This is a genomic window from Nocardia beijingensis NBRC 16342 (assembly GCF_001612785.1).
Lineage (GTDB): Bacteria > Actinomycetota > Actinomycetes > Mycobacteriales > Mycobacteriaceae > Nocardia > Nocardia beijingensis.
Genome location: NZ_BDBC01000007.1, coordinates 1 through 21,553 on the forward strand (window position 1 = coordinate 1; position 21,553 = coordinate 21,553).

General features: G+C 68.2%; 22 protein-coding genes. 9 read left to right on the forward strand and 13 right to left on the reverse strand.

The genetic code is table 11. From position 1 onward, the window contains the following. Positions 1 to 359: 359 nt before the first annotated feature. Positions 360 to 779, reverse strand: coding sequence for a DUF5318 domain-containing protein (locus NB3_RS02935; RefSeq protein ID WP_039803164.1), 420 nt, complete (start codon positions 777 to 779; stop codon positions 360 to 362). Between the two features lie 112 nt (positions 780 to 891). Between NB3_RS02935 and NB3_RS35475 the strand changes: the two genes are divergently transcribed. From NB3_RS35475 to NB3_RS02955, 4 genes are all read left to right on the forward strand, one after another. Beyond that, a complete protein-coding gene (locus NB3_RS35475) occupies positions 892 to 2,001 on the forward strand; it encodes a DUF1707 SHOCT-like domain-containing protein (protein ID WP_169810638.1) in 1,110 nt (369 codons plus the stop codon). Between the two features lie 4 nt (positions 2,002 to 2,005). Further along, on the forward strand, positions 2,006 to 2,800 hold the full coding sequence (locus tag NB3_RS02945; protein WP_067796067.1) for a DUF1707 SHOCT-like domain-containing protein: 795 nt from the start codon (positions 2,006 to 2,008) through the stop codon (positions 2,798 to 2,800). A 112-nt stretch (positions 2,801 to 2,912) separates the two neighbouring features. Then, positions 2,913 to 3,470 (forward strand): PadR family transcriptional regulator, encoded by a 558-nt coding sequence (locus NB3_RS02950; protein ID WP_067796070.1) that lies wholly within the window; start codon positions 2,913 to 2,915, stop codon positions 3,468 to 3,470. After that, positions 3,463 to 4,563: an inositol-3-phosphate synthase gene (locus tag NB3_RS02955; RefSeq protein ID WP_067796073.1), complete on the forward strand. Its 1,101-nt coding sequence runs from the start codon at positions 3,463 to 3,465 to the stop codon at positions 4,561 to 4,563. Before NB3_RS02950 ends, NB3_RS02955 begins: the two co-directional genes overlap by 8 nt. A gap of 69 nt (positions 4,564 to 4,632) precedes the next feature. On the opposite strand, the gene NB3_RS02960 is transcribed toward NB3_RS02955, so the two are convergent. The 6 genes from NB3_RS02960 to NB3_RS02985 form a co-directional block, all read right to left on the reverse strand. Beyond that, positions 4,633 to 5,058, reverse strand: a complete 426-nt coding sequence (locus NB3_RS02960) for a GyrI-like domain-containing protein (protein ID WP_067796076.1) — start codon at positions 5,056 to 5,058, stop codon at positions 4,633 to 4,635. A 10-nt stretch (positions 5,059 to 5,068) separates the two neighbouring features. Then, a complete protein-coding gene (locus NB3_RS02965) occupies positions 5,069 to 5,527 on the reverse strand; it encodes a GyrI-like domain-containing protein (RefSeq protein ID WP_067796079.1) in 459 nt (152 codons plus the stop codon). A 251-nt stretch (positions 5,528 to 5,778) separates the two neighbouring features. Then, positions 5,779 to 8,034, reverse strand: a complete 2,256-nt coding sequence (locus NB3_RS02970) for a transglycosylase domain-containing protein (protein ID WP_084485689.1) — start codon at positions 8,032 to 8,034, stop codon at positions 5,779 to 5,781. Between the two features lie 423 nt (positions 8,035 to 8,457). Further along, positions 8,458 to 9,351 carry a carbohydrate ABC transporter permease gene (locus NB3_RS02975; protein WP_174553160.1) on the reverse strand — a complete coding sequence of 298 codons (894 nt, stop codon included), beginning with the start codon at positions 9,349 to 9,351 and terminating at the stop codon, positions 8,458 to 8,460. Next, the gene (locus NB3_RS02980) at positions 9,351 to 10,376 is read right to left on the reverse strand and encodes a carbohydrate ABC transporter permease (protein ID WP_084485691.1); all 1,026 of its coding nucleotides are present in this window, start codon (positions 10,374 to 10,376) and stop codon (positions 9,351 to 9,353) included. The genes NB3_RS02975 and NB3_RS02980 overlap by 1 nt, the downstream gene beginning before the upstream one ends. A 44-nt stretch (positions 10,377 to 10,420) precedes the next feature. Next, entirely contained in the window at positions 10,421 to 11,722 is a 1,302-nt protein-coding gene (locus NB3_RS02985; protein ID WP_067796547.1) for an ABC transporter substrate-binding protein, read from the reverse strand. A 122-nt stretch (positions 11,723 to 11,844) separates the two neighbouring features. Here NB3_RS02985 and NB3_RS02990 point away from each other — a divergent pair, with 122 nt between their 5' ends. Beyond that, positions 11,845 to 12,690, forward strand: coding sequence for a DUF2786 domain-containing protein (locus tag NB3_RS02990; RefSeq protein WP_067796088.1), 846 nt, complete (start codon positions 11,845 to 11,847; stop codon positions 12,688 to 12,690). A gap of 109 nt (positions 12,691 to 12,799) precedes the next feature. Beyond that, on the forward strand, positions 12,800 to 13,312 hold the full coding sequence (locus NB3_RS02995) for a TIGR04338 family metallohydrolase (protein WP_067796091.1): 513 nt from the start codon (positions 12,800 to 12,802) through the stop codon (positions 13,310 to 13,312). Between the two features lie 188 nt (positions 13,313 to 13,500). Here the strand turns inward: NB3_RS02995 and NB3_RS03000 are convergent, their stop codons facing one another. Continuing rightward, positions 13,501 to 13,920: a hypothetical protein gene (locus NB3_RS03000; protein WP_067796094.1), complete on the reverse strand. Its 420-nt coding sequence runs from the start codon at positions 13,918 to 13,920 to the stop codon at positions 13,501 to 13,503. 156 nt (positions 13,921 to 14,076) lie between these two features. Further along, the gene (locus tag NB3_RS03005) at positions 14,077 to 15,051 is read right to left on the reverse strand and encodes an o-succinylbenzoate synthase (protein WP_067796097.1); all 975 of its coding nucleotides are present in this window, start codon (positions 15,049 to 15,051) and stop codon (positions 14,077 to 14,079) included. Between the two features lie 106 nt (positions 15,052 to 15,157). Here NB3_RS03005 and NB3_RS03010 point away from each other — a divergent pair, with 106 nt between their 5' ends. Beyond that, entirely contained in the window at positions 15,158 to 15,547 is a 390-nt protein-coding gene (locus NB3_RS03010; protein WP_067796100.1) for a hypothetical protein, read from the forward strand. A gap of 36 nt (positions 15,548 to 15,583) precedes the next feature. Then, positions 15,584 to 15,922 (forward strand): hypothetical protein, encoded by a 339-nt coding sequence (locus NB3_RS03015; protein WP_157111464.1) that lies wholly within the window; start codon positions 15,584 to 15,586, stop codon positions 15,920 to 15,922. 81 nt (positions 15,923 to 16,003) lie between these two features. Here the strand turns inward: NB3_RS03015 and NB3_RS03020 are convergent, their stop codons facing one another. Beyond that, positions 16,004 to 17,176, reverse strand: coding sequence for a thiolase family protein (locus tag NB3_RS03020; protein WP_067796106.1), 1,173 nt, complete (start codon positions 17,174 to 17,176; stop codon positions 16,004 to 16,006). 99 nt (positions 17,177 to 17,275) lie between these two features. Between NB3_RS03020 and NB3_RS03025 the strand changes: the two genes are divergently transcribed. After that, the gene (locus NB3_RS03025) at positions 17,276 to 17,839 is read left to right on the forward strand and encodes a winged helix-turn-helix transcriptional regulator (protein ID WP_067796109.1); all 564 of its coding nucleotides are present in this window, start codon (positions 17,276 to 17,278) and stop codon (positions 17,837 to 17,839) included. An 86-nt stretch (positions 17,840 to 17,925) separates the two neighbouring features. Here NB3_RS03025 and NB3_RS03030 read toward each other — a convergent pair whose 3' ends face one another. The 3 genes from NB3_RS03030 to NB3_RS03040 form a co-directional block, all read right to left on the reverse strand. Continuing rightward, on the reverse strand, positions 17,926 to 19,008 hold the full coding sequence (locus NB3_RS03030) for an ABC transporter ATP-binding protein (protein WP_067796550.1): 1,083 nt from the start codon (positions 19,006 to 19,008) through the stop codon (positions 17,926 to 17,928). An 80-nt stretch (positions 19,009 to 19,088) separates the two neighbouring features. Continuing rightward, the gene (locus tag NB3_RS03035) at positions 19,089 to 20,075 is read right to left on the reverse strand and encodes a phosphotriesterase family protein (RefSeq protein ID WP_067796112.1); all 987 of its coding nucleotides are present in this window, start codon (positions 20,073 to 20,075) and stop codon (positions 19,089 to 19,091) included. A 124-nt stretch (positions 20,076 to 20,199) separates the two neighbouring features. Next, positions 20,200 to 21,456, reverse strand: coding sequence for a PucR family transcriptional regulator (locus tag NB3_RS03040; protein ID WP_084485695.1), 1,257 nt, complete (start codon positions 21,454 to 21,456; stop codon positions 20,200 to 20,202). Positions 21,457 to 21,553 lie beyond the last annotated feature (97 nt).

Genomic DNA, 21,553 nt, shown 5'->3' on the forward strand with positions numbered 1-21,553 from the left:
GGGCGGCCCGGCTGGGGCGGACGGCCGCCCTGCGGAGGACGCCCGTTCGGCGGGGGAACAGGGCGGCGCGGCGGCTGGGGGCCGCGTGGTTCGCCGGGGACGGGACGGCCACCGGAGGGCGGGACGGGACGGGCGCCGGGGGGTGGGCCGGGACGGGGATTCTGGTACGGGTTGGGACTTGGACGTGAACTCTGCGGAGGACGACCGCCATGTGGCTCATCGCCGTAGGGCTCGTAGGGCGAATTCACTGACAAGATCTCCATAACTCGTAGCGGTCCAGGTGGCAATCAGCGGTAGTCGTCACCGTGGCGGGCGCATGCCGGCTCCGCGAGTCACCCGCCGGGGACGACCCAGGCATTTCATTCGGCGGCGGTGCGCCGGTTCGCGCGTGTCCCGGTGCGGCGGCGCGGCGGTGCCGGCGCGGAACCGAGGACATAGGACTGCACCAGATGATTCCAGCTGCAGGTCCGGCATACCTCGACGACATGAACCGAGAATTCTTCGCGCGTCTCGGCGAGTCGCGCAAGCTCCTCGGGTGTGCGAGCCGATCCGGCGACCGGCCCGAGGCCGTCACCGAAGACCCAGGATACGAGGGTCAGCTGTTCCTTCCGGCAGATGGGGCATGTGACCTCGCTCCCCCGGCCGTGGAACTTCGCCGCACGCAAGAGATAAGGATTCGCATCACACACCTCGGCGACATCGACCCGGCCCGCATAGACGTCAGCCAGCAGCGACTTGCGCCGCAGGGCGTAGTCGACAACTTGCCGCTGAATTCGCACGAGAACCAGAGTAGCGGTGTTGGAAACCGGCCGCCCCGGGCTGTTGCGGATTGACCGGTCCCGACCGGGCCGATCCAGCGCGTCACGCCGCCGCCCGGACTACGATCCGTCTGTGTCCACCGCAGCATCAGGGCGCACGCGAGCGCGTGATCTCGACCGCGCCGCCGCGTCCGGTCTTCTCGATGCCGCCTATGCCGAGGGCCAGCTCGGCGCCGACGAGTACCACGACCGGATCGCGCAGGCCGCGGCGGCGAAGACACTCGGCGACCTGGCCGCGCTCACCGCCGATCTGCAAACCACGGCCGCCGCGCGCGGCTTCGCCGGGCAGCGCCCGTCGGCCACGCGAAAAGTGTTGCGCCGCTCCGGATCCGGCGGAAGTTACTCCGGTCACACCAGGGCGCGCGATGCCGATCGCGCCACTACGCGCGAATTGCTCGACCTGGCCCGCGCCGACGGCCAGTTGTCGGCGGAAGAGCACGAGGCCCTGACCGAACTCGCCGCGGAAGCCAGCACCCTGGGGGATCTGGACGACCTGGTCGCCGATCTCCAGCGGCCCCCCGACATCGCCGCAGCGCCGCGACCGCCGCGTTCGCATCGGCGTGAGTGGTATCGGGCCGCGGTCGCCGTGACCGCGGTGCTGGCCGCCTGTGGCGGATTTCTCGCGGTCACCAGGGAAGCGGAACCACGATCCGCGGCACAAGCCCCGCCGGTGGCGGACCTGGGGACGGTGCAGCCCGTGGTGGTCGCGACGCCGAGTCTGGTCACCACCGAGGGAATCGCCACATTCCTGCGTAACTACCAGCGGAAATTCGGTGATCTCCAGGTCGATGAGCTGACCATGCACGACGACCTCGCCTCGCTCGCCCGCGCGGTGCCAGGTCAGCCGAACCGGAAGATCGAGTACGACTACCGCGGGGGCTTCCGGCAGTCCCGTGACATCACGACGCGCAAGGTCGACACCCCGGCGGTCGATCTGGGCGCGTTGAACGTCGAGGCGATCGGCCGCGCCCTCGCCGATGCTCCCGCCGCCACCCGGGTCCCTGGTGGCGCCGTGTCGCATTTCCAGGTCAGCGTGAACGACGTCAGTTCGTACGCGGCGTACGGCATTCCCGCAGGTCAGCCGATCATCGAGGTCCACGTGAGCAACTCCGTCCAAGAGAGCGGCCATTTCGTGATGACCTCGGCGGGCGAGGTGCGCCACGTGTGGCCGTTCAAGGGATGAGGCGATGGTGACAACCCGATACAGCGACATCCGCGCCCGCGACACCGACCGCGCCGACGTCTGCGGGTTGCTCGATGCCGCGCTGGCAGACGGACAGCTGACCGCCGACGAGCACGCCGCGCGGACCGCCGACGCGATGCGCGCGAAGTCCTTCGGCCAACTCGATGCGTTGATCGGTGACCTGCAGATTCCGGATGAGCTGGCGAACGCCCCCGTTGTCCGGGTGGACCGGCGGCGTCCGCGCCGCTGGCTGGCGCCGTTGTCGGTGGTCGTCACCGCCTTGGTGGCCGGTGCCATGGTCGGGGGCATCAGCCGTTGCGGCGTCGATCTACCCGGGTTCGCGGAGGACATCCCGGACTTGACCACCGGCGCGGGGCTGGCCTATTTCCTCGCCGAGTACCGGGCCGAATTCGGTGATATGAGCGCCGACCAGGTCACATTGCACCCGCGGCACGCCGGTGTGGACAGGCAGAAGCCCGGCAGCGCGTCCGAGACCGCCGACTACTACTACAACGGTGACTTCCGAACCTCGCGGACATCGGAACGTCAAGCACGGGCGCGCAGCTTCGATCTCGGCGCGATCGACGTGCCTGCCATCGCCGGCCTGTTGGCCGGTGCGCCACAGACGATGCGCGCCCCGGACGGTGCGGTCACCCACATCATCGTGAATTTCGGCTCCAACGGTCCGGTCGACCTGGGGCCGGTACTGCAGATCTACGTCAAGGGCAAAGGTGGCTCGTCCGGATACCTGACGGCCACTTTCGCGGGCGAGCCGCTCGCGGTCTTCCCACCCTCCTGACCCCGCCCGTCGCCCGAACAAGGCCGACGACTGTGCACAGATGTATCGCTCCGATATAGTGGATAGTCGCATCCATCGGTTAGGTCTGAACACAGTCAGGGGGTGAAGCCCGGTGCTCGAGTTGGCAATCCTCGGGCTGCTCCTGGAAGCGCCCATGCACGGGTACGAGCTGCGCAAGCGGTTGACCGGCCTGCTCGGGGCGTTTCGTGCCTTCTCCTACGGATCGCTCTACCCGACGCTGCGCCGCATGCAGGCGGACGGGTTGATCGCCGAGGAGCTTCCCGCGGGCGCGACGACACGCCGTGCTCGGCGGGTCTACCAACTGACACCGGCCGGGCGGGAGCGGTTCAGCGAGCTGCTCGCCGACACCGGACCGCAGAACTACACCGACGACGGCTTCGGCGTTCATCTGGCCTTCTTCAGCCGCACCCCCGCGGAAGCGCGGATGCGGATCCTGGAGGGCAGGCGGCGTCAGGTCGAGGAGCGCCGAGAGGGGCTCCGGGAGGCGATCAAGAGGGCCAGCGGGTCGCTGGATCGCTACACCCGGCAGCTCCATCAACTCGGACTCGAATCAAGCGAGCGCGAAGTGCGCTGGCTCAACGAGTTGATTGCGGCGGAGCAATCGACGAAGGCGGCACCACAGAAAGAGGGAAATATCGGCCATGAGTGACGTCAAGAAGGCTGACAACGCCACAGAGGTTCGCGTCGCCATCGTGGGTGTGGGCAACTGCGCCTCCTCGCTGGTCCAGGGCGTGCAGTACTACAAGGACGCGGACGAGTCCTCGACCGTTCCCGGCCTGATGCATGTGCGGTTCGGCCCGTACCACGTTCGCGACGTCAAGTTCGTCGCCGCGTTCGACGTGGACGCGAAGAAGGTCGGCTTCGACCTGGCCGAGGCGATCTTCGCCAGCGAGAACAACACGATCAAGATCTCCGACGTGCCGCCGAGCGACGTCGTCGTGCAGCGCGGACCGACCCTCGACGGCATCGGCAAGTACTACGCGCAGACCATCGAGCTGTCCGAGGCCGAGCCGGTCGACGTGGTGCGGGTGCTGAAGGACAACAAGGTCGACGTGCTGGTGTCCTACCTGCCGGTGGGCTCGGAGGAGGCCGACAAGTTCTACGCGCAGTGCGCGATCGACGCGGGTGTCGCGTTCGTCAACGCGTTGCCGGTGTTCATCGCCTCCGACCCGGTCTGGGCGGAGAAGTTCACCAAGGCCGGTGTCCCGATCGTCGGTGACGACATCAAGAGCCAGGTCGGCGCCACCATCACCCACCGCGTGATGGCCAAGCTGTTCGAGGATCGCGGCGTGCAGCTCGACCGCACCATGCAGCTCAACGTCGGCGGCAACATGGACTTCAAGAACATGCTCGAGCGCGAGCGCCTGGAGTCGAAGAAGATCTCCAAGACCCAGGCCGTCACCAGCAACCTGAAGAAGGAGCTCGGCGCCAACGACGTGCACATCGGCCCGTCCGACCACGTGGGCTGGCTCGACGACCGCAAGTGGGCCTACGTCCGCCTGGAGGGCCGCGCCTTCGGCGACGTGCCGCTGAACCTGGAGTACAAGCTCGAGGTGTGGGACTCGCCGAACTCCGCGGGCATCATCATCGACGCGGTGCGCGCGGCGAAGATCGCCAAGGACCGCGGCATCGGCGGACCGGTCATCCCGGCCTCGGCCTACCTGATGAAGTCCCCGCCGCAGCAGCTCGCCGACGACATCGCGCGCGCCCAGCTGGAAGCCTTCATCATCGGCGCCGAGTGATTCGGTGACACCGACGCAAGCCGGCCGGAGGCGGAAGCCTCCGGCCGGCTGCGTTGTACGCCGTCCGCGTCAGTCCAGCGAGACGTAGACCTCCACCGACGCCGGGCCGGTGTAGCGCTCCACCTCGGCGGTGTGGGAGCGGGTGATGGTTCCCGCGTTCTCGGCCTTCGCCACCTGCGCCCAAGCGGTGCGCAGCAGGTCGTAGGGCTTGTCGGCGACGACGAACTTGGCGTAGCGGCCCTGCGGGATGATGGTGAGCACGTCGCCGGGGTCCAGCTGGTCCATCCCGCCGATCTCGTAGCCGAGCACGGCGACGGCGTGATCGTTCTGGCCGATGTAGGCCGCCACGCGCGGCACGTTCTTCTCCCTGGCCAGATAGCGATCCCAGGTGAAGTTCACCAGGTCGAGGTCACGCGCGGTCACCTCGCGGCCGGCCAGCGGGACGGTCAGGCCGGCGACCATGCTCTGGGGCAGAGTGACGATCTCGAAGTCCACTGTCTCGTTCCTACCCGTTGCCCTGATCGTCTGCCACCGCCACGAAAACTTCCACCGTCCGTGCGTCCGGATAGTGCTCCCAGTCGCCGGTATACGCGCGTACGAGCCGCCCCGCGGCCTCCGCGTCCCACACCGCTCGCCAGATGCTCACGATGGTGTCGCCGAGATCGTCCCCGCTGGCGATGAACCGAGCGAAACGCCCGGCGGGCACCCGGGCCAGCACGTCTCCTGGTTCCAGGTCGGCCAAGCTGTGGCAGCGGTAGCCGACGATGTGGGTCAGGTACGAATTGATCTCCGGCGCGTGGTCGACATATGCCGTGGTCGGCGGCCCGGGCAGCTTGCGGGCCAGGTTGCGCTTCCACGCCTCTTCGACTTTCGCGCGGCGCGGTCCTTCGACCGCGAGCGCGGGGCTGCGAAGCACTGTTCCCGCCACCAGCGTCTCAGGTTGGTCAACGACATTGAAATCCACCGGCGTAGCCCCTATGTCTCGTCTGTCCTCAATCGGCGTCGGTCCCGGTGCCCTCCGTGGTGACGCAGGCTACCGCCTCCGGGCCCGTCGCTCGCGCCGCGCTGTCGTCGCTCGGGCGCATATCCTTCCGCATCGTTTTCGCGGTTTCGGCGTCGGCCCGTTCCGACGCACTCGCTGTTCGCTCTCACTCTGGCAAACGATGCTGCCATGTCATGCGTTCCGCCGGGCCACGGAAGGTCACAGCATCATCGCTATCCAGGAACCGGAATGCTCAGGCCCGGGAAAATCTCGACCTCCCTGGGCGGTTGCGGGCTGGGCGGGATGATGACGACCGGTTCGCGCTGTGATGACGGCTGCGGTGGATTCAGGATGTCATAGGGACCACCGGAGGGCGGCTTGCCCGGATTCGGCCGGGCCGGGGCTCGCGTTCCGGGGAACTGCTCGATGGGTGTGCCGTCGAGTGCGTCGTCCATGACCTGTTTCCAGATGTCGGCGGGCAGGCCGGAGCCGTAGATGTCGGCTCCGCGCGCGGTGCGGATCGGTTGGGGCTGATCGGTGCCGATCCACACCGCCGTCGACAGCGACGGGGTGAAACCGATCATCCACGCGTCCTTGTTCCGGTCGCTGCCGAACTGGGTGGTGCCGGTCTTGGCGGCCGAGGGACGGTTGTCCTTCAGCGCGTGCCCGTTGGAGTAGGCCGCGATCGGCAGCATCGCCTCGATGGTGTTCTCCGCGATCGTCTTGGCGATGCGCTGCTGACCCGATGGCTGCTGCTTGCCTGCCTTCCGCTCGCCGCGGTCGAGCAGCACCCGCCCGTCGCCGGTCACCACTCGCTGCACGAAATACGGCTGGTGGTAGACGCCCGACGCACCGATCGTGGCATACGCCGAGGCCATATCGATCGGCCGAACCGAATACTGCCCCAAGACGATCCCGTTCAGCGGTTTCCCGCCGTCCTCGGTGAGGGTCTTGCCCGCCACGCCGGGAAGCTCCTCCGGGATGCCCGCCGCGTGCGCCGCGTCCGCGATGGCCTGAGGACCGTCGGACATCGTCATGGTCAGCCGGTAGAAGCTGGTGTTCAGCGAGCGTTTGAGCGCCTCGGCGATGGTGCACTTGCCGCACGACTCGCCGTCCACGTTGGTGATAAGGGTGCCGCGGTCGGCCACCGGGGAACTGTCCAGCACCCGGGTCAGCGGGATGGCCTGCTGTTGCGCGGCGATCGCCGCGAAGACCTTGAACGCCGAGCCGGTCTGCAACGGCGCCTGGGCGAAATCGAAGCCGAGACCGTCGTAACCGCCGAAGTACGCGCGCACCGCGCCGGAGCGCGGGTCGATCGACACCACTGCGGCGCGCAGTTCCGGGGGCTGCCCGCCGAGCCGGTCCCGCACCGCGCCCAGCACCGCCTGCTGCGCTCTGGCGTCGATGGTGGTGGTGATCTGTAGCGCGCCCTTGTTCAGATCGCGTTCGCTGATGCCGGAGTCACGCAGCTCGCGCACCACCTGGTTGCGGATCAGGCCCTCCGGGCCGCGAGCCACGTTCTCGTCCGGGATCTGGGTGAGCGGGACGATCGGCGGAAAGACGGTCGCGTCCCGATCGCCCGGCGCGAGCGCGCCCATCTCCACCATTCCGTCGAGCACGTATCGCCAGCGCGCCTTCAGGTCGGCCAGGTGGGTCTCCGGGTCCAGGATCGATGGCGTCCGGATCAGCGCCGCGAGCACCGCGCCTTCGGCGAGGGTCAGCTGATTCACCTGCTTGTCGAAGTAGACCTTGGCCGCGGCGCCGATGCCGTACGAGCCGCGGCCGTAGTAGATGGTGTTGAGGTAGGCGGCGAGGATGTCGTCCTTGCTCCACTGCCGCGCCATCTTCGCCGCGATGATCAGCTCGCGCATCTTGCGGGTGACCGTGCGCTCGGAGCCGAGGAAGGCGTTCTTGACGTACTGCTGGGTGATCGTGGAGCCGCCGCCCGCGTTGTCCTTTCCGAGCAGGTTGTCCCGCGCGGCGCGCAGGAAGCCGGACGTCGAATAGCCGGGATTGGTGTAGAAATTGCGGTCCTCCGCGGAGAGCACCGCGTCGCGCACCGGCCGCGGCACGTCGGACAGCGGCACCGGCGTCCGATTGCCGTCCGGCGGGACGATTTTCGCGAGCACCGTGGTGCCGTCGGCGGCGAGCACGGTCGCGATCTGATTCGTCTGCACCGCATTCGGATCCGGGATCTCGGCGCTCCAGTACGCCAGAACGGACAGCAGCGCGGGCACCACGCCGAAGAGGATGAACAAAGCCAGCAGCAGGCGGCGGATACGCTCGGCCCGGCTGCGCGGCGGACGATCCGGCTCCGCAGGGCGAGGAGCGGGCGGTCGCGATTTCCGGCGGGCCGCCTCGCGTTCGCGTCGGGTCCGGGTGTTCGGCCGCTCCCGCCAGCCCGCGATCGAGGCGTACGGCGCGGTCGGAGGAGCCCCCTTGGCGCCACGCCTGCGTTCACGCGGTCTGCGGAACGAGCTCACGATCATCTCCTCCCGGAGCGTCGGACGAACTCACCTGCACGAACGTACGGAAAAGAGCGTCGAACGCAGAGTTTACCGCCTCCATCCCCAAGCGGCTTTCCACTTCCCGAGACAGTTGACACCCACACGGGTAGCTCGGGAACAGCCGAGAACGGGTCCGGGACGTGGTCGGGCAAAGGCCCGCTGGCCCACGCGTCGCAACCACTGGGGGCAGACGACAGAGCTGTCTATCCCCTAGCTATCCCCGCGACGCCACCACACCACCTCGACAACGTCTTTCGAGCGAAGCGAGACCGAGCCTGTTCCGTTCGCGGCCCGGCTCGCGTTTGCGTGGCCGCCGCGCAGGCGACGAAGGAGCAAGCGGCGGTCGCGCAAACGCGAGCCATAAAGGGGCCGCGAACACGCAGCGACGAAGTCGCTGCCAAAGACTCAGCTCTTGACGCCGCCCGCGGTGAGGCCGGAGATGATTCGGCGCTGGAAGATCAGGACCATGACGACCAGCGGGATGGTGACGATCGTGCCCGCCGCCATGATCGCCGCGTACGGCTGCACCAGCGGGTTGTTGCCGGAGAAGCGGGCGATGGCGACGGTGACCGGTTCGGTCTTGTCGCTGGAAAGCAAACGGGCGAGCAGATATTCGTTGACCGCCGCGATGAACGCGAGGATCGCGGTGGTGAACACGGCGGGAGCGGCCAGCGGCAGCATCACCAAGCGGAAGGCTTGCAACTTGGTGGCGCCGTCGATCCGCGCGGCTTCTTCGAGTTCCCACGGCAGTTCGGCGAAGAAGGACGCGAGAATGTATACCGTCATCGGCAGCACGAACGAGATGTTCGGAATGATCATCGCCTGGTACTCGCCGATCCAGCCGAGGTTGGTGAACAGCTGGAACAGCGGGGTCACCAGCACGACCACCGGGAACATCGACGCGCTGAGAATCAATCCGGACACCACGTACTTGCCGTGGAAGGTCAGCCGGGCGAGCGCGTACGCGGCCAGTACGCCGATCACCAACGCGATCGCGGTCGTGATGGAGCCGATGACGATGCTGTTGATCAGGGCCTTGCCGAAGTCGTTGCCGCGGCTGGTGTCGAACGCGTTGCGGAAGTTCTCGAGCGTGACGTGGGTAGGCCACGGGGTGTTGTCGAAGGTGTAGTCGGGGTCGCGGAACGCGGTGACCGCCATCCAGTAGAACGGCGCGAGACCCCAGACCAGCACGATCAGCGCGCCAAGGTACAGCCGCACCGAGCCGAGGCGCTTGGTCCACGGCACCTGCGCCACTGCGGGCTTCTCGGTCACGGCCTTCTCGACTGTCCGCACGGACATCAGTGCGCCTCCCGCTGCTCTTCCTGAGTGCGAACGGCGTTCGCGCCCAGAATCTTCACCAGCACGAACGCCACGGCGAAGATCAAAAGGAAGGTGATCGTCGACAACGCGGCCGCGCTGTTGGGGCCTTGCCTGACCTGATCGACCACCAGGATGGACACCGTGCGGGTGGACGGATTGCCCAGCGTCATGATCGCGGGCAGGTCGTACATCCGCAGCGCGTCCATGGTCCGGAACAGCACCGCGACCAGCAGGGCCGGTTTCAGCAGCGGCAACGTGATCTGGGTGAACCGCTGCCAGGCCGACGCGCCGTCGACCCGCGCCGCCTCGTACACGTCGGCCGGGATCACTTGCAGACCGGCCAGCAGCAGCAGCGCCATGAACGGCGTGGTCTTCCAGACGTCGGCCGCGATCACCGCGATCCGCGCGGGCCACGGGTCGGAGGTCCACAGGATGTGGGTGCCGAGCACGCGGTTGACCACGCCGTCGTACTGGAACATGAACTCCCACAACCGCGCGGTGACGGCGGTCGGGATGGCCCACGGAATCAGCACGGCGGCGCGCAGCAGCGCCCGGCCGCGGAAGGTCTTGCCCATCACCATGGCCATGCCGAGGCCGAGGGTGGCTTCCAGCGCGACGGTGACGACGGTGAAGAACAGGGTGACCCCGATGGCCAGCCAGAATTGCGAGCCGAGGTTGCCGGTCGGGCACGGCACCGTCTCGCCGGTCGCGACCTGGCACTGTTGCAGCAGCCAGTGCGTGTAGTTGGCGAACCCGGCGTTGCCGCCTTCGACGAACATGCCGGTCGCCGGGTCGAGCCCGGAGTCCTTCTGGAAGGACATCCACAGCGCCCGGATCACGGGATAGCCGATGACGACCGCGAGAGCGATCAGCACCGGGGTGACGAACAGCCAGGCTTTTCCGGAACGGCGCAGCTCCAGGGTCAGCCTGGCGGCCAAGCCGCGCTCGGCCGGAACGAAATCGTCTTTCGGCACGCTAGTCGCCGTTCCCGAAGGATCCGACACCGTTTCTCTCCTGCGGGTTCGTCGGGTCCGTTGCGTTCAACCGCTCACGATCCCGCGGTCTCGATGCCCTTTTGCATGCCGGTGATCGCGTCGTCGACGGACTTGGTTCCGTTCAACGCAGCATAGGCGTTGTCCTGGATGGCCTTGCTCACGGCGGGGTAGAACGGCGTCACCGGGCGCGGCACCGCGCTGGCGATGGAGTCCTTGAGCGCGGGCAGGTAAGGCATCTTCGCGATCAGCGCCGGGTCGTCGTACATGGACGCGCGCACCGACGGCAGCGCGCCCGCGGCGACGATGTGCTGCGCGTCCTCGCTGATCAGGAAGCGCAGGAAGTCCAGCGCGGTGGCCTTGTTCTTGGAGAACGCGCTGATCGCCGCGTTGTAACCGCCGAGGGTGGAGGCGCCGACGCCGTTCTCGCCCGGCAGCGGGGCGACCGCGAACTTGTCCTTCACCGCGGAGGCCTCGCCGCCGACGTCACCGAAGGTGGACGGCCACGAGCGCAGGAACATCAGCTTGCCCTGCGCGAAGGCGTTGCTGGACTCGGGCTCCTTGAAGGTGATGGCCTCTTTGGGGATGTCGCCGTTGTTGTAGGCGTCGACCAGGACCTTCAGTCCGGCGCGGGACTGCGGGCTGTTCACCGTCGGTGTCTTGCCGTCGGCGCCGACGAAGCTGCCGCCGTAGGCGTTGATCACCTCGGCCGCGTTCACGGTCAGTCCCTCGTAGGGCGCGAACTGACCCGCGTAGCAACCGATGTTCTGCTGGCGCGCGATCGGGCACTGGGCCAGCAGTTCGTTCCAGGTCTTGGGCGGGTTCGGCACCAGGTCCTTGCGGTAGAACAGCAGGCCGCCGTTGGTGTTGCGGGGCGCGGCGTAGAGCGTGTTGTTGTAGGTCGCGCTGGCGACCGGCGGGGACAGCAGCGCGCTGGTGTCGATGGCGAAGGAGTCCTTCAGCGGCTGGATCCAGCCCTTGGCGGCGAACTCGGCGGTCCAGGGCACGTCCAGGGCGACCACGTCGTAGTTGGACTGCTTGGAGCGCATGTGCTCGACCAGGTCGTCGTACTGCTGGGAGGCGTCGTTCGACTGCTCCTTGAACGTCACCGGCTCGTCCGGGTGCGCGGCGTTCCAGCGCTCGATGAGCTGCTTGACCGCGCCGGTCTCGGTGGTGTCCTTGCCCTCGACGTAGGTGATCGGGCCGCGTCCGGTGAGGTTCTGGCTGATCGGGCTGCCACCGCTGTCGCTGGAGCAGGCGCTGGTGAACGTCGCGGTCAGCAGCCCGACCGAGGCGAGGGCCACCGCGGCCCGCGGTACGAGCGACGAACGTAGGAACGTCACCTTCTTCACAGCCATCGCAAACACTCCAGGATCGTTCGTGAGCGGCAGCACACCCTGCCGGTGCACAAGGCAAGATACATGGTGTCGATCCGGTGTGCGGGACAGTGGCCGCAAGTCGCCCACTAGGCTGGGGCGCGATGTCTTCGCCGAACGCGGTTCCCGATCGGATGCTCACGCGCATCGGTGGGCTGCTGCGCAAGGCCGAGTCGACCGACAACGAGCACGAGGCCGAAGCGTTTCTCGCCGCGGCCCAGCGGCTGGCCACGAAGTCGTCCATCGATCTCACGGTGGCGCGGGCGCATATCGCGGGACGCGAGCGCAGGCCGACGCCGGTGCAGCGGATCATTCCGATCGGCGAGCCGGGCAAGCGCGGGTTGCGCACCTATGTCCAGCTGTTCGTCGCGATCGCGGCGGCGAACGACGTGCGCTGCGACGTCGCCCGCACTTCGACGCAGGTCTACGCCTACGGGTTCGACTCCGATATCGATACCTGCGAAGCGCTCTACGCCAGTCTGCTCGTGCAGATGGTGCGCGCGTCCGATCAGTACATCAAGTCGGGCGCTTACCGATCGGCCACCGTCGAGAAGATCGTGGTGGAGAAGCGGTGGGGTCGCCAGGTGCGGCGCAGGGTGCAGGCGCCGGTCGCGGGTGTGACGGCGCGGTTGAATTTCCAGATGGCCTTCGCCGCGCGGATCGGCAGGCGGCTGTCCGAGGTGAAGGCGGAGGTCGAAGCCGAGGTGTTGCCGGGCGACGCCGATGCGGCCGGGACGGCGCTGGCGCTGCGGAACAAAGAGATCGAGCTCACGGACTTCTACTCGAAGACGTCGGAGGCGCGCGGGACCTGGCGCGGGCCGCAGGCGTCGACCGGGCATTCGGCGGCGGCGCGGGCGGCCGGGGATCGCGCGGGTCGGGCCGCACGGATCGGCACCGCTCCCGAACTGCCCGCCGCCCGTAGGAAGCTGACCTCCTCAGAGGGTAGTTGACCAGCGTGAACGGTACGGGCTGCGCTGGGCGAGCGGCTGCGGCTGCCACGGTTCGGTCGGCCCGGCCCGGCGACAGGGCGAGGCGCACCGCGAGATCGGCCGCGCGGCGATGACCGTGCGCGACAGCCAGCGCGCCAAGGTCTACGACGCGGAGCAGTTGGTGCGCGGTGTGTTCGATCGCGCCGACGAGCACGGTGTGCGCACCGTCGAACTCTATGGTTCGCAGCTCACGCTGCCCATCGAGCGCCGCTTCGCCTCGGTGGAATCCGTGCGGAGTTATACGGACAAGGTGCTTGCGCTCAATTGGGTTCGCGCACGCTGGGAACGGGCCGCCGTGGCGGTGCGCGTCCGTGCGCGCGCCGGGACGACTGCCGCGCACTACGAGGCGGCCGATGCGGTCCTCGCGGTTCCGCTGCACACCGGCGGCACCGCCTGGGCGCTGCGGGAATTGGTGATCCTGCACGAACTGGCGCATCACCTGGAGTCCGCGCCGGGCTCCGTGGCCGCGCACGGCCCGGAATTCTGCGACCGCTATGTGGAATTGGTCGATGGCATCGTCGGACCCGAGGCGGCGTTGCTCTTGCGCACCACGATGCTCGGCTGCGGCGTCCGAATCGGGTGAGCTTGCCCCGGCGCTGTCAACAGCTGCGAGGCGCCGTCGGCCGGATCGGTCGCGTTCCGTGTGCGGCGATTGCGCTCGCGCGCGAGGTCTGATCGTATGCCTGACACTCATCGTGGGAGGGACAAAAAGCTGGGCACGCTACACCGACGGCAGCTGGGTCGGCTCGGTCGGCCCTCTTGGTCGCACGGTCACTCCGACCGCCACGGCAGGAGCCGACGAACCGCCTTTCGTCCCGAGGCGACGTGCGGAGGTTGCGACATCAGGAGATCCTTGCCCCGAATACACCACCCGAACGCCACCCACCGGTCGTCATCATCGGTGATCACATACTCTTCGGCGCCTCCGAGAATGATCGCTTCCACCGCCGCGGCCGCCTGGGACGGCTTGTCCTCGGATTGGATTTCGTAGTCGGCTATGGCGCGGATGCACCAGCCCGTTTCGATGCGCACCGCGGCGTCACCCATATTGACCAGTTTGATGTGTGGATTGACGCCGCGCGCTTCGGCTTCTGTAGACGAGGATCCGCTGGAGAGCACTAGGGTGCCGGGATTCGAAAACGTCTGGATGGCGTAACGCTCGGCGATGACCAACACCTCCGAGCAGAACATCTCCCATTCCGTCCCACTCACCCCGGCCTCCCAGCCCACTCGCAATCTTGCCCCGCCTGGCACTACTTACCGCACGGATTCACCACCGTCGAACGGAGGGAGGTAACCGCGTCGTCCGCGAGCGGACGGCGGCGAACTCTGGTGGGGCTCGCGCCGTTACGTGGGCGGGAGCAAAGCGGTGACGCGGGCCAAGCGGTCCTCCCACCATGCGGTGCGATCGGCGTCGGGGTGGCGATGGCTTTCCAGTAGTTCCGGTTCCGGCTCCGGCGGGGTGCGTAGGACAGGGAGGTAGCCGTCGACCGCCCGGAGCGAGCCGCGGGTCACGTCACCGGTGAGCAGGCTCAAAGTGCCGAGGCCGCAGGCGAAATCGAGTTCGGGCAGCGCACCCGCCAAGGCGAGTTGCGCGGACAGGCCGACGCTGGTTTCCAGAGCGGAGGAAACCACGCAGGGCAGCCCGGCCGCCTCGGCCACTTGCAGGGCGCGGTGGACTCCGCCGAGCGGAGTGCATTTGAGGACGGCGATGTCGGCGGCCCCGGCGACCGCGACGCGCATCGGGTCCTCGGCGCGGCGGATGGATTCGTCGGCGGCGATGCGCACGTCGACGCGGCGGCGCACCGCGGCGAGTTCCTCGATGGTCCGGCACGGCTGTTCGACGTACTCGAGTCCGCCCGCCGCCTTGTCGATCTGCTGGATGTGGCCCACCGCGGTGTCGACGTCCCAAACCGCATTGGCGTCTACCCGGATCGCGCCGTTGGGTCCGAGCGCGTCGCGCACCGCCTCCACCCTGGCCAGATCCTCGGCGAGCGAGGCCGGATGGTCGGCGACCTTCACCTTGGCGGTGCGGCAGCCGGAGCGGGCCACGATCGCGTGCGCCTGCTGCGGGTCGACGGCGGGCACCGTGCAATTGATCGGTATTCGGTCGCGTACCGGCTCCGGCCAACCTGTCGTCACCTGCTCCACGGCGGTGGCCAGCCAAGCGGCGGCCTCCCGGTCGTCGTACTCGGGGAACGGGCAGAATTCGCCCCAGCCGAGCGGCCCGTGGATCAGCATGCCCTCGCGCACCGTGATGCCACGGAAACGGGTGCGCATCGGAATGGCGTAGACGACGTTCTGCGCTGCGGAGTCGCTCATCGCCGATCAGCTTATGCGGCCGTCACGGCGGACCGGGGGATTGCGCATGCGGACTCGAGTAGTTTTCCGGAGCCTGCGCGGCGCACGAGACAGGATCGTTGACGTCATGATCCACACCGGAACCGCGCAACCTTGGCCACACGGCACGACGGCCACCGGACAGCGGCCGGTGCGGACCTGGGACGTCGTGCTCGCCGTCGTGCTGTACTGCGTCGCGGCGGTCCTCGGCCTGGCCGCCGCCTATTTCACCGTCTTCTTCGCCTTCGCCGCCGACCCGTGCGGTCAGGACAACTGCCGCACCGAATACCTCGGCTGGGCCTTCGCCGTGTCGTGGGGCGGGACGGCGATCGCGATCGCCGGCGTGACCGGGATGCTCATCCTGGCCGCGGTCAAGCGCTGGTACATGTGGTACTGGCCGGTGCTGGCGATGGTGCTGATCGTGCTGTCGTTCGCCGGTGGTCTCGCGCTGGCTTCCCAGGTCTACACCGGCGTTTGAGATGCCCCGAGCCCGTGGACCGGTCATGCTGAAGCAATGGCGTTGCACCTTCGGCGGCGAACGGCCGATGCCATGCGCGTCGTGCTGGGTTCGGTGATCGTCCTCGGATTCGGCTGGGTGATGGCCGCTTTCGTCCCGCTCTACGAAGTGCTGTTGCGTGACGGACCCGAGGGCCGTGGCGCGGGTTACCTGCCGTGGGCGCAGGTCGTCGCCTGGGCGGGCATCGCGGCGTCGGTGCTCGCGGCGGTCGTCTCGGCGCTGGAGAAGGTGCGCGACCGGAGGCCGATCGCCTGGACTCCGCTGATCGCTGTGCCGCTGATCCTCGAATCCTGGCTGGTCGGCTTCCTGATCGCGGTGGTGCTCGTCTCGTTCTAGTTCCGGGGGACGGGCCGCGCCACCGGCCTGCGTGCTCGCGTCGGAACCGTCACGAACACGCAGCGCCGGTGGCGAACCGGATCAACCCAGTCGCTCCACGATGGTCGCGTTCGCCAGACCGCCTGCCTCACACATGGTTTGCAGGCCGTAGCGGGCGCCGCGGTCCTGCATGGCGTGGACCAGCGTGGTCATCAACCGGGCGCCGGACGCGCCGAGCGGGTGACCGATCGCGATCGCCCCGCCGTTAACGTTGACCTTCGCCAGATCCGCGCCGGTGTCGTGCGCCCAGGCCAGCACCACCGGCGAGAACGCCTCGTTGATCTCGATCAGATCGATGTCGGACAGCTGTAAACCGGCCCGCCGCAACACCTTCCTGGTCGCCGGGATCACCGCGGTGAGCATCAGCAGCGGGTCGTCACCGGCCACCGCGAAGCTGTGCAACCGGGCCAGCGGCTTCAACCCGAGTTCCTTCGCGCGCTCGCTGGTCATGATGAGCACCGCCGCGCTGCCGTCGCTGACCTGGCTGGCGGTCGCCGCGGTGATCTCCCAGCCGATCTGCGGGAAGCGGGCGGCCATGGCCGGGTCGTAGTAGGCCGGGCGGAGGGCGGCCAGCGTCTCCAGCGTGCTGCCGACCCGGATGCCCTCGTCGGTGGCGAGGCCGTTGATCGGCGCGAGTTCCCGCGTGAACAGGCCGTTCTTGGTGGCGAGCGCGGCCTTCTCATGGCTGCCGAGCGCGAACTCGTCGAGCTGGGTGCGGGTGAGTCCCCACTTCGCCGCGATCAGCTCCGCGCTGATGCCCTGCGGGACGAGTCCTTCCGGGTACCGCTCGGCGAAGCCGACACCGGAGATGTCATCCGAGCCGACCAAGTTGGCGCCCATGGGAATCCGGCCCATCGACTCCACGCCCGCGGCGACCACGATGTCGTAGGCGCCCGCGATCACGCCTTGCGCGGCGAAGTGGATCGCCTGCTGGCTGCTGCCGCACTGCCGGTCGACGGTGGTGGCCGGGACGGATTCGGGGTATCCGGCGGCCAGCGCGGCCCGCCGGGTCATGTTCGCGCCCTGCTCGCCGACCTGGGTGACGATGCCGCCGATGACGTCATCGATCAGGGCGGGATCGATGACGCTGCGGTTCACCACCTCCCGCAGGCTGTGGGCCAGCAGATCAACCGCATTGACGTCGTGCAGTGCGCCGTTCGGCTTCCCTTTGCCGATCGGCGTGCGTACCGCTTCGACGATCACCGCGTCTCTCATGGTGCTTCCCTTCGGACCGAGAGCCGGGCCGCCATGCCTGGCTCTATCAACACATAGTCAGATTACACCTGGCAATAGTTGGCACAAGTCAGCTTGGGTATGATGTCGGTCATGGCAGCAGTGATGGAAGGACCGTTGGCCGATCTCAGCGCGTGGAAGGCCGACGAGTGCTCGATCGCGAAGGCGATGGACCTCATCGGCACGCGCTCGGCGGTGCTGATCCTGCGCGAGGCGTACTACGGGACCCGCCGGTTCGACGGGTTCGCCAGCCGGGTCGGCATCACCGACGCGGCGGCCGCGGCCCAGTTGCGCAAACTCACCGAGGCGGGCTTGCTGGCGAAACGGCCGTACCAGGAGGAAGGCAAGCGCACCAGGCACGAATACGTGCTCACCCGGATGGGCCGCGATCTGCTGCCCGCCGTGCTGGCGCTCATGCAGTGGGGCGACGCCTACTTGCAGCCAGGACCCGCTCCGCTGCTCTTGGTCGAGGAGGCGACCGGCGCTCCGGTGCGGGTGCAGGTGCGCAGCGAGTCCGGCCGCGAGATCGAGCTCGAGGAACTGGGCGTGCGGCTCAACGAGGACTACGCCAGGCAGCGGCGCGAACGCCGTCGATCGGCCGCGACGGACGGGCCGTCAACCGGCGGCGACGCGACCACGCGGTGATTTGCCTGGCCGCGCATCGAGCCGAGAGTCGCAGCCAGGCGACCCGCTCGCTCGCGAAGGGGCGACGAGCGGGCCACTCGGCGTGCTCAGTTCAGCCTGCGCCCGTCGGTGTCGAAGAAGTAGATGTGCTCCGGCGCGGTGGACAGCCGCAGCCGGGCGCCCTTCGCGGGGGGATTGCGCCAATCCGCCCGGGAGACGATGGTCTCCCCGGCTCCGTCGGTCCCGCCTTCGGCGACGGTGCGGCCGTAGATGTAGGCGTCGGAACCGAGTTCCTCCACCACGTCGACCTCCATCTCGATGCCGGAGCCGTTGCCGAGCTCGAAGTGCTCCGGGCGGATGCCGACCGTCACGGTGCCGCCCGCCTCGTCCGCCACAGTGCGCGGCAGCGCGATCGCGTGCCCGCCCAGTTCCACCCGGCCGTCGGCGACCGGAAGCGTGAACAGGTTCATGGCGGGCGAGCCCATGAACCCCGCGACGAACACGTTGGCCGGATCGCGGTAGAGGTCGCGCGGGGTCGCGCACTGCTGCAACAGGCCGTCCTTCAGCACGGCGACCCGATCGCCCATGGTCATCGCCTCGACCTGGTCGTGGGTGACGTACACCGTGGTGGTGCCGAGCCTGCGCTGCAACTGCGCGATCTGGGTGCGGGTCTGCACGCGCAGCTTGGCGTCCAGGTTCGACAGCGGCTCGTCCATCAGGAAGACCTGCGGCTGGCGCACGATCGCGCGGCCCATCGCCACCCGCTGACGCTGGCCGCCGGACAGCGCCTTCGGCTTGCGATCGAGGAATGGCTCCAGGTCCAGCAGCTTGGCCGCCTCCAGAACCCGCTTCTCCTTCTCCGCCTTGGCCACCTTGGCCAGCTTCAGCGCGAAGCCCATGTTCTCCGCCACGGTCATGTGCGGGTACAGCGCGTAGTTCTGGAACACCATGGCGATGTCGCGTTCCTTCGGCTCGGCGTTCGTGACGTCGTTGGCGCCGATCAGGATGCGTCCGCCGTCGACCTCCTCCAGCCCGGCGAGCATGCGCAACGAGGTCGACTTCCCGCAGCCGGAGGGGCCGACCAGGACGAGGAACTCGCCGTCCTCGATCTCCAGGTTCAGCCGGTCCACCGCGGGCTTGGTCGAGCCGGGGTAGAGCCGCGTCGCGTTGTCGAAGGTCACAGTGGCCATGACGAGTTCACATCCCATCCCGGCAGGAACGTGCCGGACGATCCGAGTAAGGGTCCGGCGATCCTATCGGGCGAGCCACGTCAGCGGGTGCGCGCCTCGAAGAACGCGCGCGGTACGTCGACGAGCATGGTGTCGATCTGCTCCTTGGTCACACCACGTTCGAGCACGTAGGGGAACACGTCCTCGAACAGATGGGTGTAATGCCACTGCGGCAGCGCGGCCATGGCGGCAGGCTCGATCCAGTCGATGTAGCAGCTCGCGTCCTGGGACAGCACCATCCGGTCGGTGTAGCCGCGCCGCACCATCTCGATCAGCGTGGCCGCGCGGGCTTCGAAAGTGGTGTCGAGATTGATGCCGAAACGGTCCATGCCGAGCACGAAGCCGGCGTCGGCGAGGTCGGCGAGGTGATCGCAGTCGGTGGTGTCGCCGCTGTGCCCGAGCACGATGCGGCCGGGATCGACGCCTTCCTCGTCGCACATCACGCGCTTCACGTCGAGCCCCGACCGCGTCTCCGGATGGGTGTGCACCGTGATCGGCACACCGGTCTCGAGATGGGCCTTGGCGACCGCGCGCATCACGCGTTCGACGCCCGGAGTCAGCCCTTGCTTGTCGATCGCGCACTTGAGCATGCCCGCCTTGACCCCCGTGCCCGCGATCCCGTCGCGGATGTCGCCGACGAACATGTCGACCATCGGATCGGGGACCTGCGCGCCGACGATGTCGTTCAACGCCGGGCCGCGGTAGTGGAAGAAGAAGGGGACATCGCCATAGGTGTAGATACCGGTGGCGACCACCAGGTTCAGCGGCACCTGCTCGGCGATCCGCTGAATCCTCGGGATGTAGCGGCCCAGCCCGACCACCGTCGGGTCGACGATCGTGCGTACTCCCGCGTCGTAGGCGACTCGCAACCGCCGGACGGCATCGGCGATGCGTTCGTCCTCGGAGCCCCATTCGGCCGGGTAGTTCTGCTGGACGTCTCCGGTGAGCACGAAGACGTGCTCGTGCATCAGCGTCACTCCGAGATCGGCGGCATCGATCGGTCCGCGCACGGTTTCCAGCGTTGACACAGCGGCTTCTCCTCATCTGAACTGCGCATTCGCGGAAATCGTACGAACCGGCATGTGATGTGGACCATATTCGCGGGTGCTGAAACTTCGTACAACTTTCGTGCCCACCGCACAAAGGGAAGCGTCAGGCCGGGCACGGTCGCAGCACCGCCGGTCCGAACCAGCGGGCAGCCTGCAACGCCAGGTGCAGGTGCAGCGTGCGGTCGTGATCATCGAAGGTGTGGCCGGTCAAGTCGAGCGCCTGCCGCACCCGGTATTGGACGGTGTTGCGGTGCACGGCCAGTTCCTCGGCGGCCGCGGCGTAGCTGCGGTTGTTGGCGAGGAAGACGCGCAGGGTTTCGCGCAGCCAGAGATTGCGCTGGTTGTCGGTGGCGAGCTCACCCAGGCAGTCGGCCACGTACTGGCGCAGTTCCTCGATGTCGGCGCCGAGCAGCGCGACGGCTGCCACCTGCTCGTGCGCCACCGCACGGGGCGCGCCGGGACCCGCCAGCAGCACGAGTTCGCGCACCCGGTCGGCTTGGCGCAGGCTGCGCCGGAATCCCGCGACACCGCTGCCGCAGCCGCCCACCGCCACGCGCACCGGCAAGGCCAGCGCCGACAAGGCCCGCTGGATGGCCTCGGCATCGATGGTCGTGTCCCGAGCGATCGAGAACCACAGCCGGACTTCGCGTTCGTCGGTCGGCACCAACAGCGCCCGGCGCGGGTGGCCGAGCAGCGGGACCAGCGCCGCGCGCACGGCATCGAGGACGTCCGCCGCGGCCCGCGCCGAAAGCTGGGGCTCGGTCCAGGCGTTCACCGCGACGTGTCGCCCCGACAAGGGATAACCCAGCACTTGCTCCGCTTGGGCGATGTCGTCGGCCGATCCGTCGAGCACCCGCGCGACCCATTCCTGGCGCAGACCGCCGCGACTGCCGACCCACCGGTCGCGTTCCTGCTCGTAGGCGATGCCGACCTGTTCGCACACCCGGTCGATGTACACCGAGGAGCGATGGACCATCCGGATGATGGCCGCCGCGCTGTCGGGGCCACCCAGCTCCACGGCGTAGCGCATCGCGATGTCGAGGAATCCGGCGTGCCCCACCCGGTACGCCCGGATCAGCGCCGACAGCGGGACGTCGCGCTGAGCGAGCGTGCGCGCGTACACCAGCGCCCGCGCCGGGGCATGCACATCGTGCTCGGCGGCGTCGTTCTGCACGAAGTCGAGGACGGACATCAAATTGTCGGTGGTGCCCGCCTCGAACAGCCCCCGCAGCCGGGTGTCCAAGTCGAGCGCCGCGACTTGCGCGCGCATCACTGCCGACAGCTCGGCGATCAACTGGTCGCGACCGCGCAGCATCGTCGAGACGACCGCGCGAACCACCTCGTTCTCGCCGTCGGCCACTGACGACACCTCCCTCCGCCGGGCTCGGCATCGCGTCCCAACCTAATGGTGCGGACGTAGTCCGTCTCCAGCTCGCGCATGGCTGGAGCGAAGGCGG

What these genes read in the sequence shown, in the direction of transcription:
- NB3_RS03030 (WP_067796550.1), bottom strand. Translation starts at nt 19,008, where the DNA reads ATGGCCACTGTGACCTTCGACAACGCGACGCGGCTCTACCCCGGCTCG.
- NB3_RS02945 (WP_067796067.1), top strand. Translation starts at nt 2,006, where the DNA reads ATGGTGACAACCCGATACAGCGACATCCGCGCCCGCGACACCGACCGC.
- NB3_RS02990 (WP_067796088.1), top strand. Translation starts at nt 11,845, where the DNA reads ATGTCTTCGCCGAACGCGGTTCCCGATCGGATGCTCACGCGCATCGGT.
- NB3_RS02985 (WP_067796547.1), bottom strand. Translation starts at nt 11,722, where the DNA reads ATGGCTGTGAAGAAGGTGACGTTCCTACGTTCGTCGCTCGTACCGCGG.
- NB3_RS03010 (WP_067796100.1), top strand. Translation starts at nt 15,158, where the DNA reads ATGATCCACACCGGAACCGCGCAACCTTGGCCACACGGCACGACGGCC.
- NB3_RS03020 (WP_067796106.1), bottom strand. Translation starts at nt 17,176, where the DNA reads ATGAGAGACGCGGTGATCGTCGAAGCGGTACGCACGCCGATCGGCAAA.
- NB3_RS02970 (WP_084485689.1), bottom strand. Translation starts at nt 8,034, where the DNA reads ATGATCGTGAGCTCGTTCCGCAGACCGCGTGAACGCAGGCGTGGCGCC.
- NB3_RS02995 (WP_067796091.1), top strand. Translation starts at nt 12,800, where the DNA reads ATGACCGTGCGCGACAGCCAGCGCGCCAAGGTCTACGACGCGGAGCAG.
- NB3_RS02955 (WP_067796073.1), top strand. Translation starts at nt 3,463, where the DNA reads ATGAGTGACGTCAAGAAGGCTGACAACGCCACAGAGGTTCGCGTCGCC.
- NB3_RS03025 (WP_067796109.1), top strand. Translation starts at nt 17,276, where the DNA reads ATGATGTCGGTCATGGCAGCAGTGATGGAAGGACCGTTGGCCGATCTC.
- NB3_RS03015 (WP_157111464.1), top strand. Translation starts at nt 15,584, where the DNA reads ATGGCGTTGCACCTTCGGCGGCGAACGGCCGATGCCATGCGCGTCGTG.
- NB3_RS02975 (WP_174553160.1), bottom strand. Translation starts at nt 9,351, where the DNA reads ATGTCCGTGCGGACAGTCGAGAAGGCCGTGACCGAGAAGCCCGCAGTG.
- NB3_RS03000 (WP_067796094.1), bottom strand. Translation starts at nt 13,920, where the DNA reads ATGTTCTGCTCGGAGGTGTTGGTCATCGCCGAGCGTTACGCCATCCAG.
- NB3_RS03005 (WP_067796097.1), bottom strand. Translation starts at nt 15,051, where the DNA reads ATGAGCGACTCCGCAGCGCAGAACGTCGTCTACGCCATTCCGATGCGC.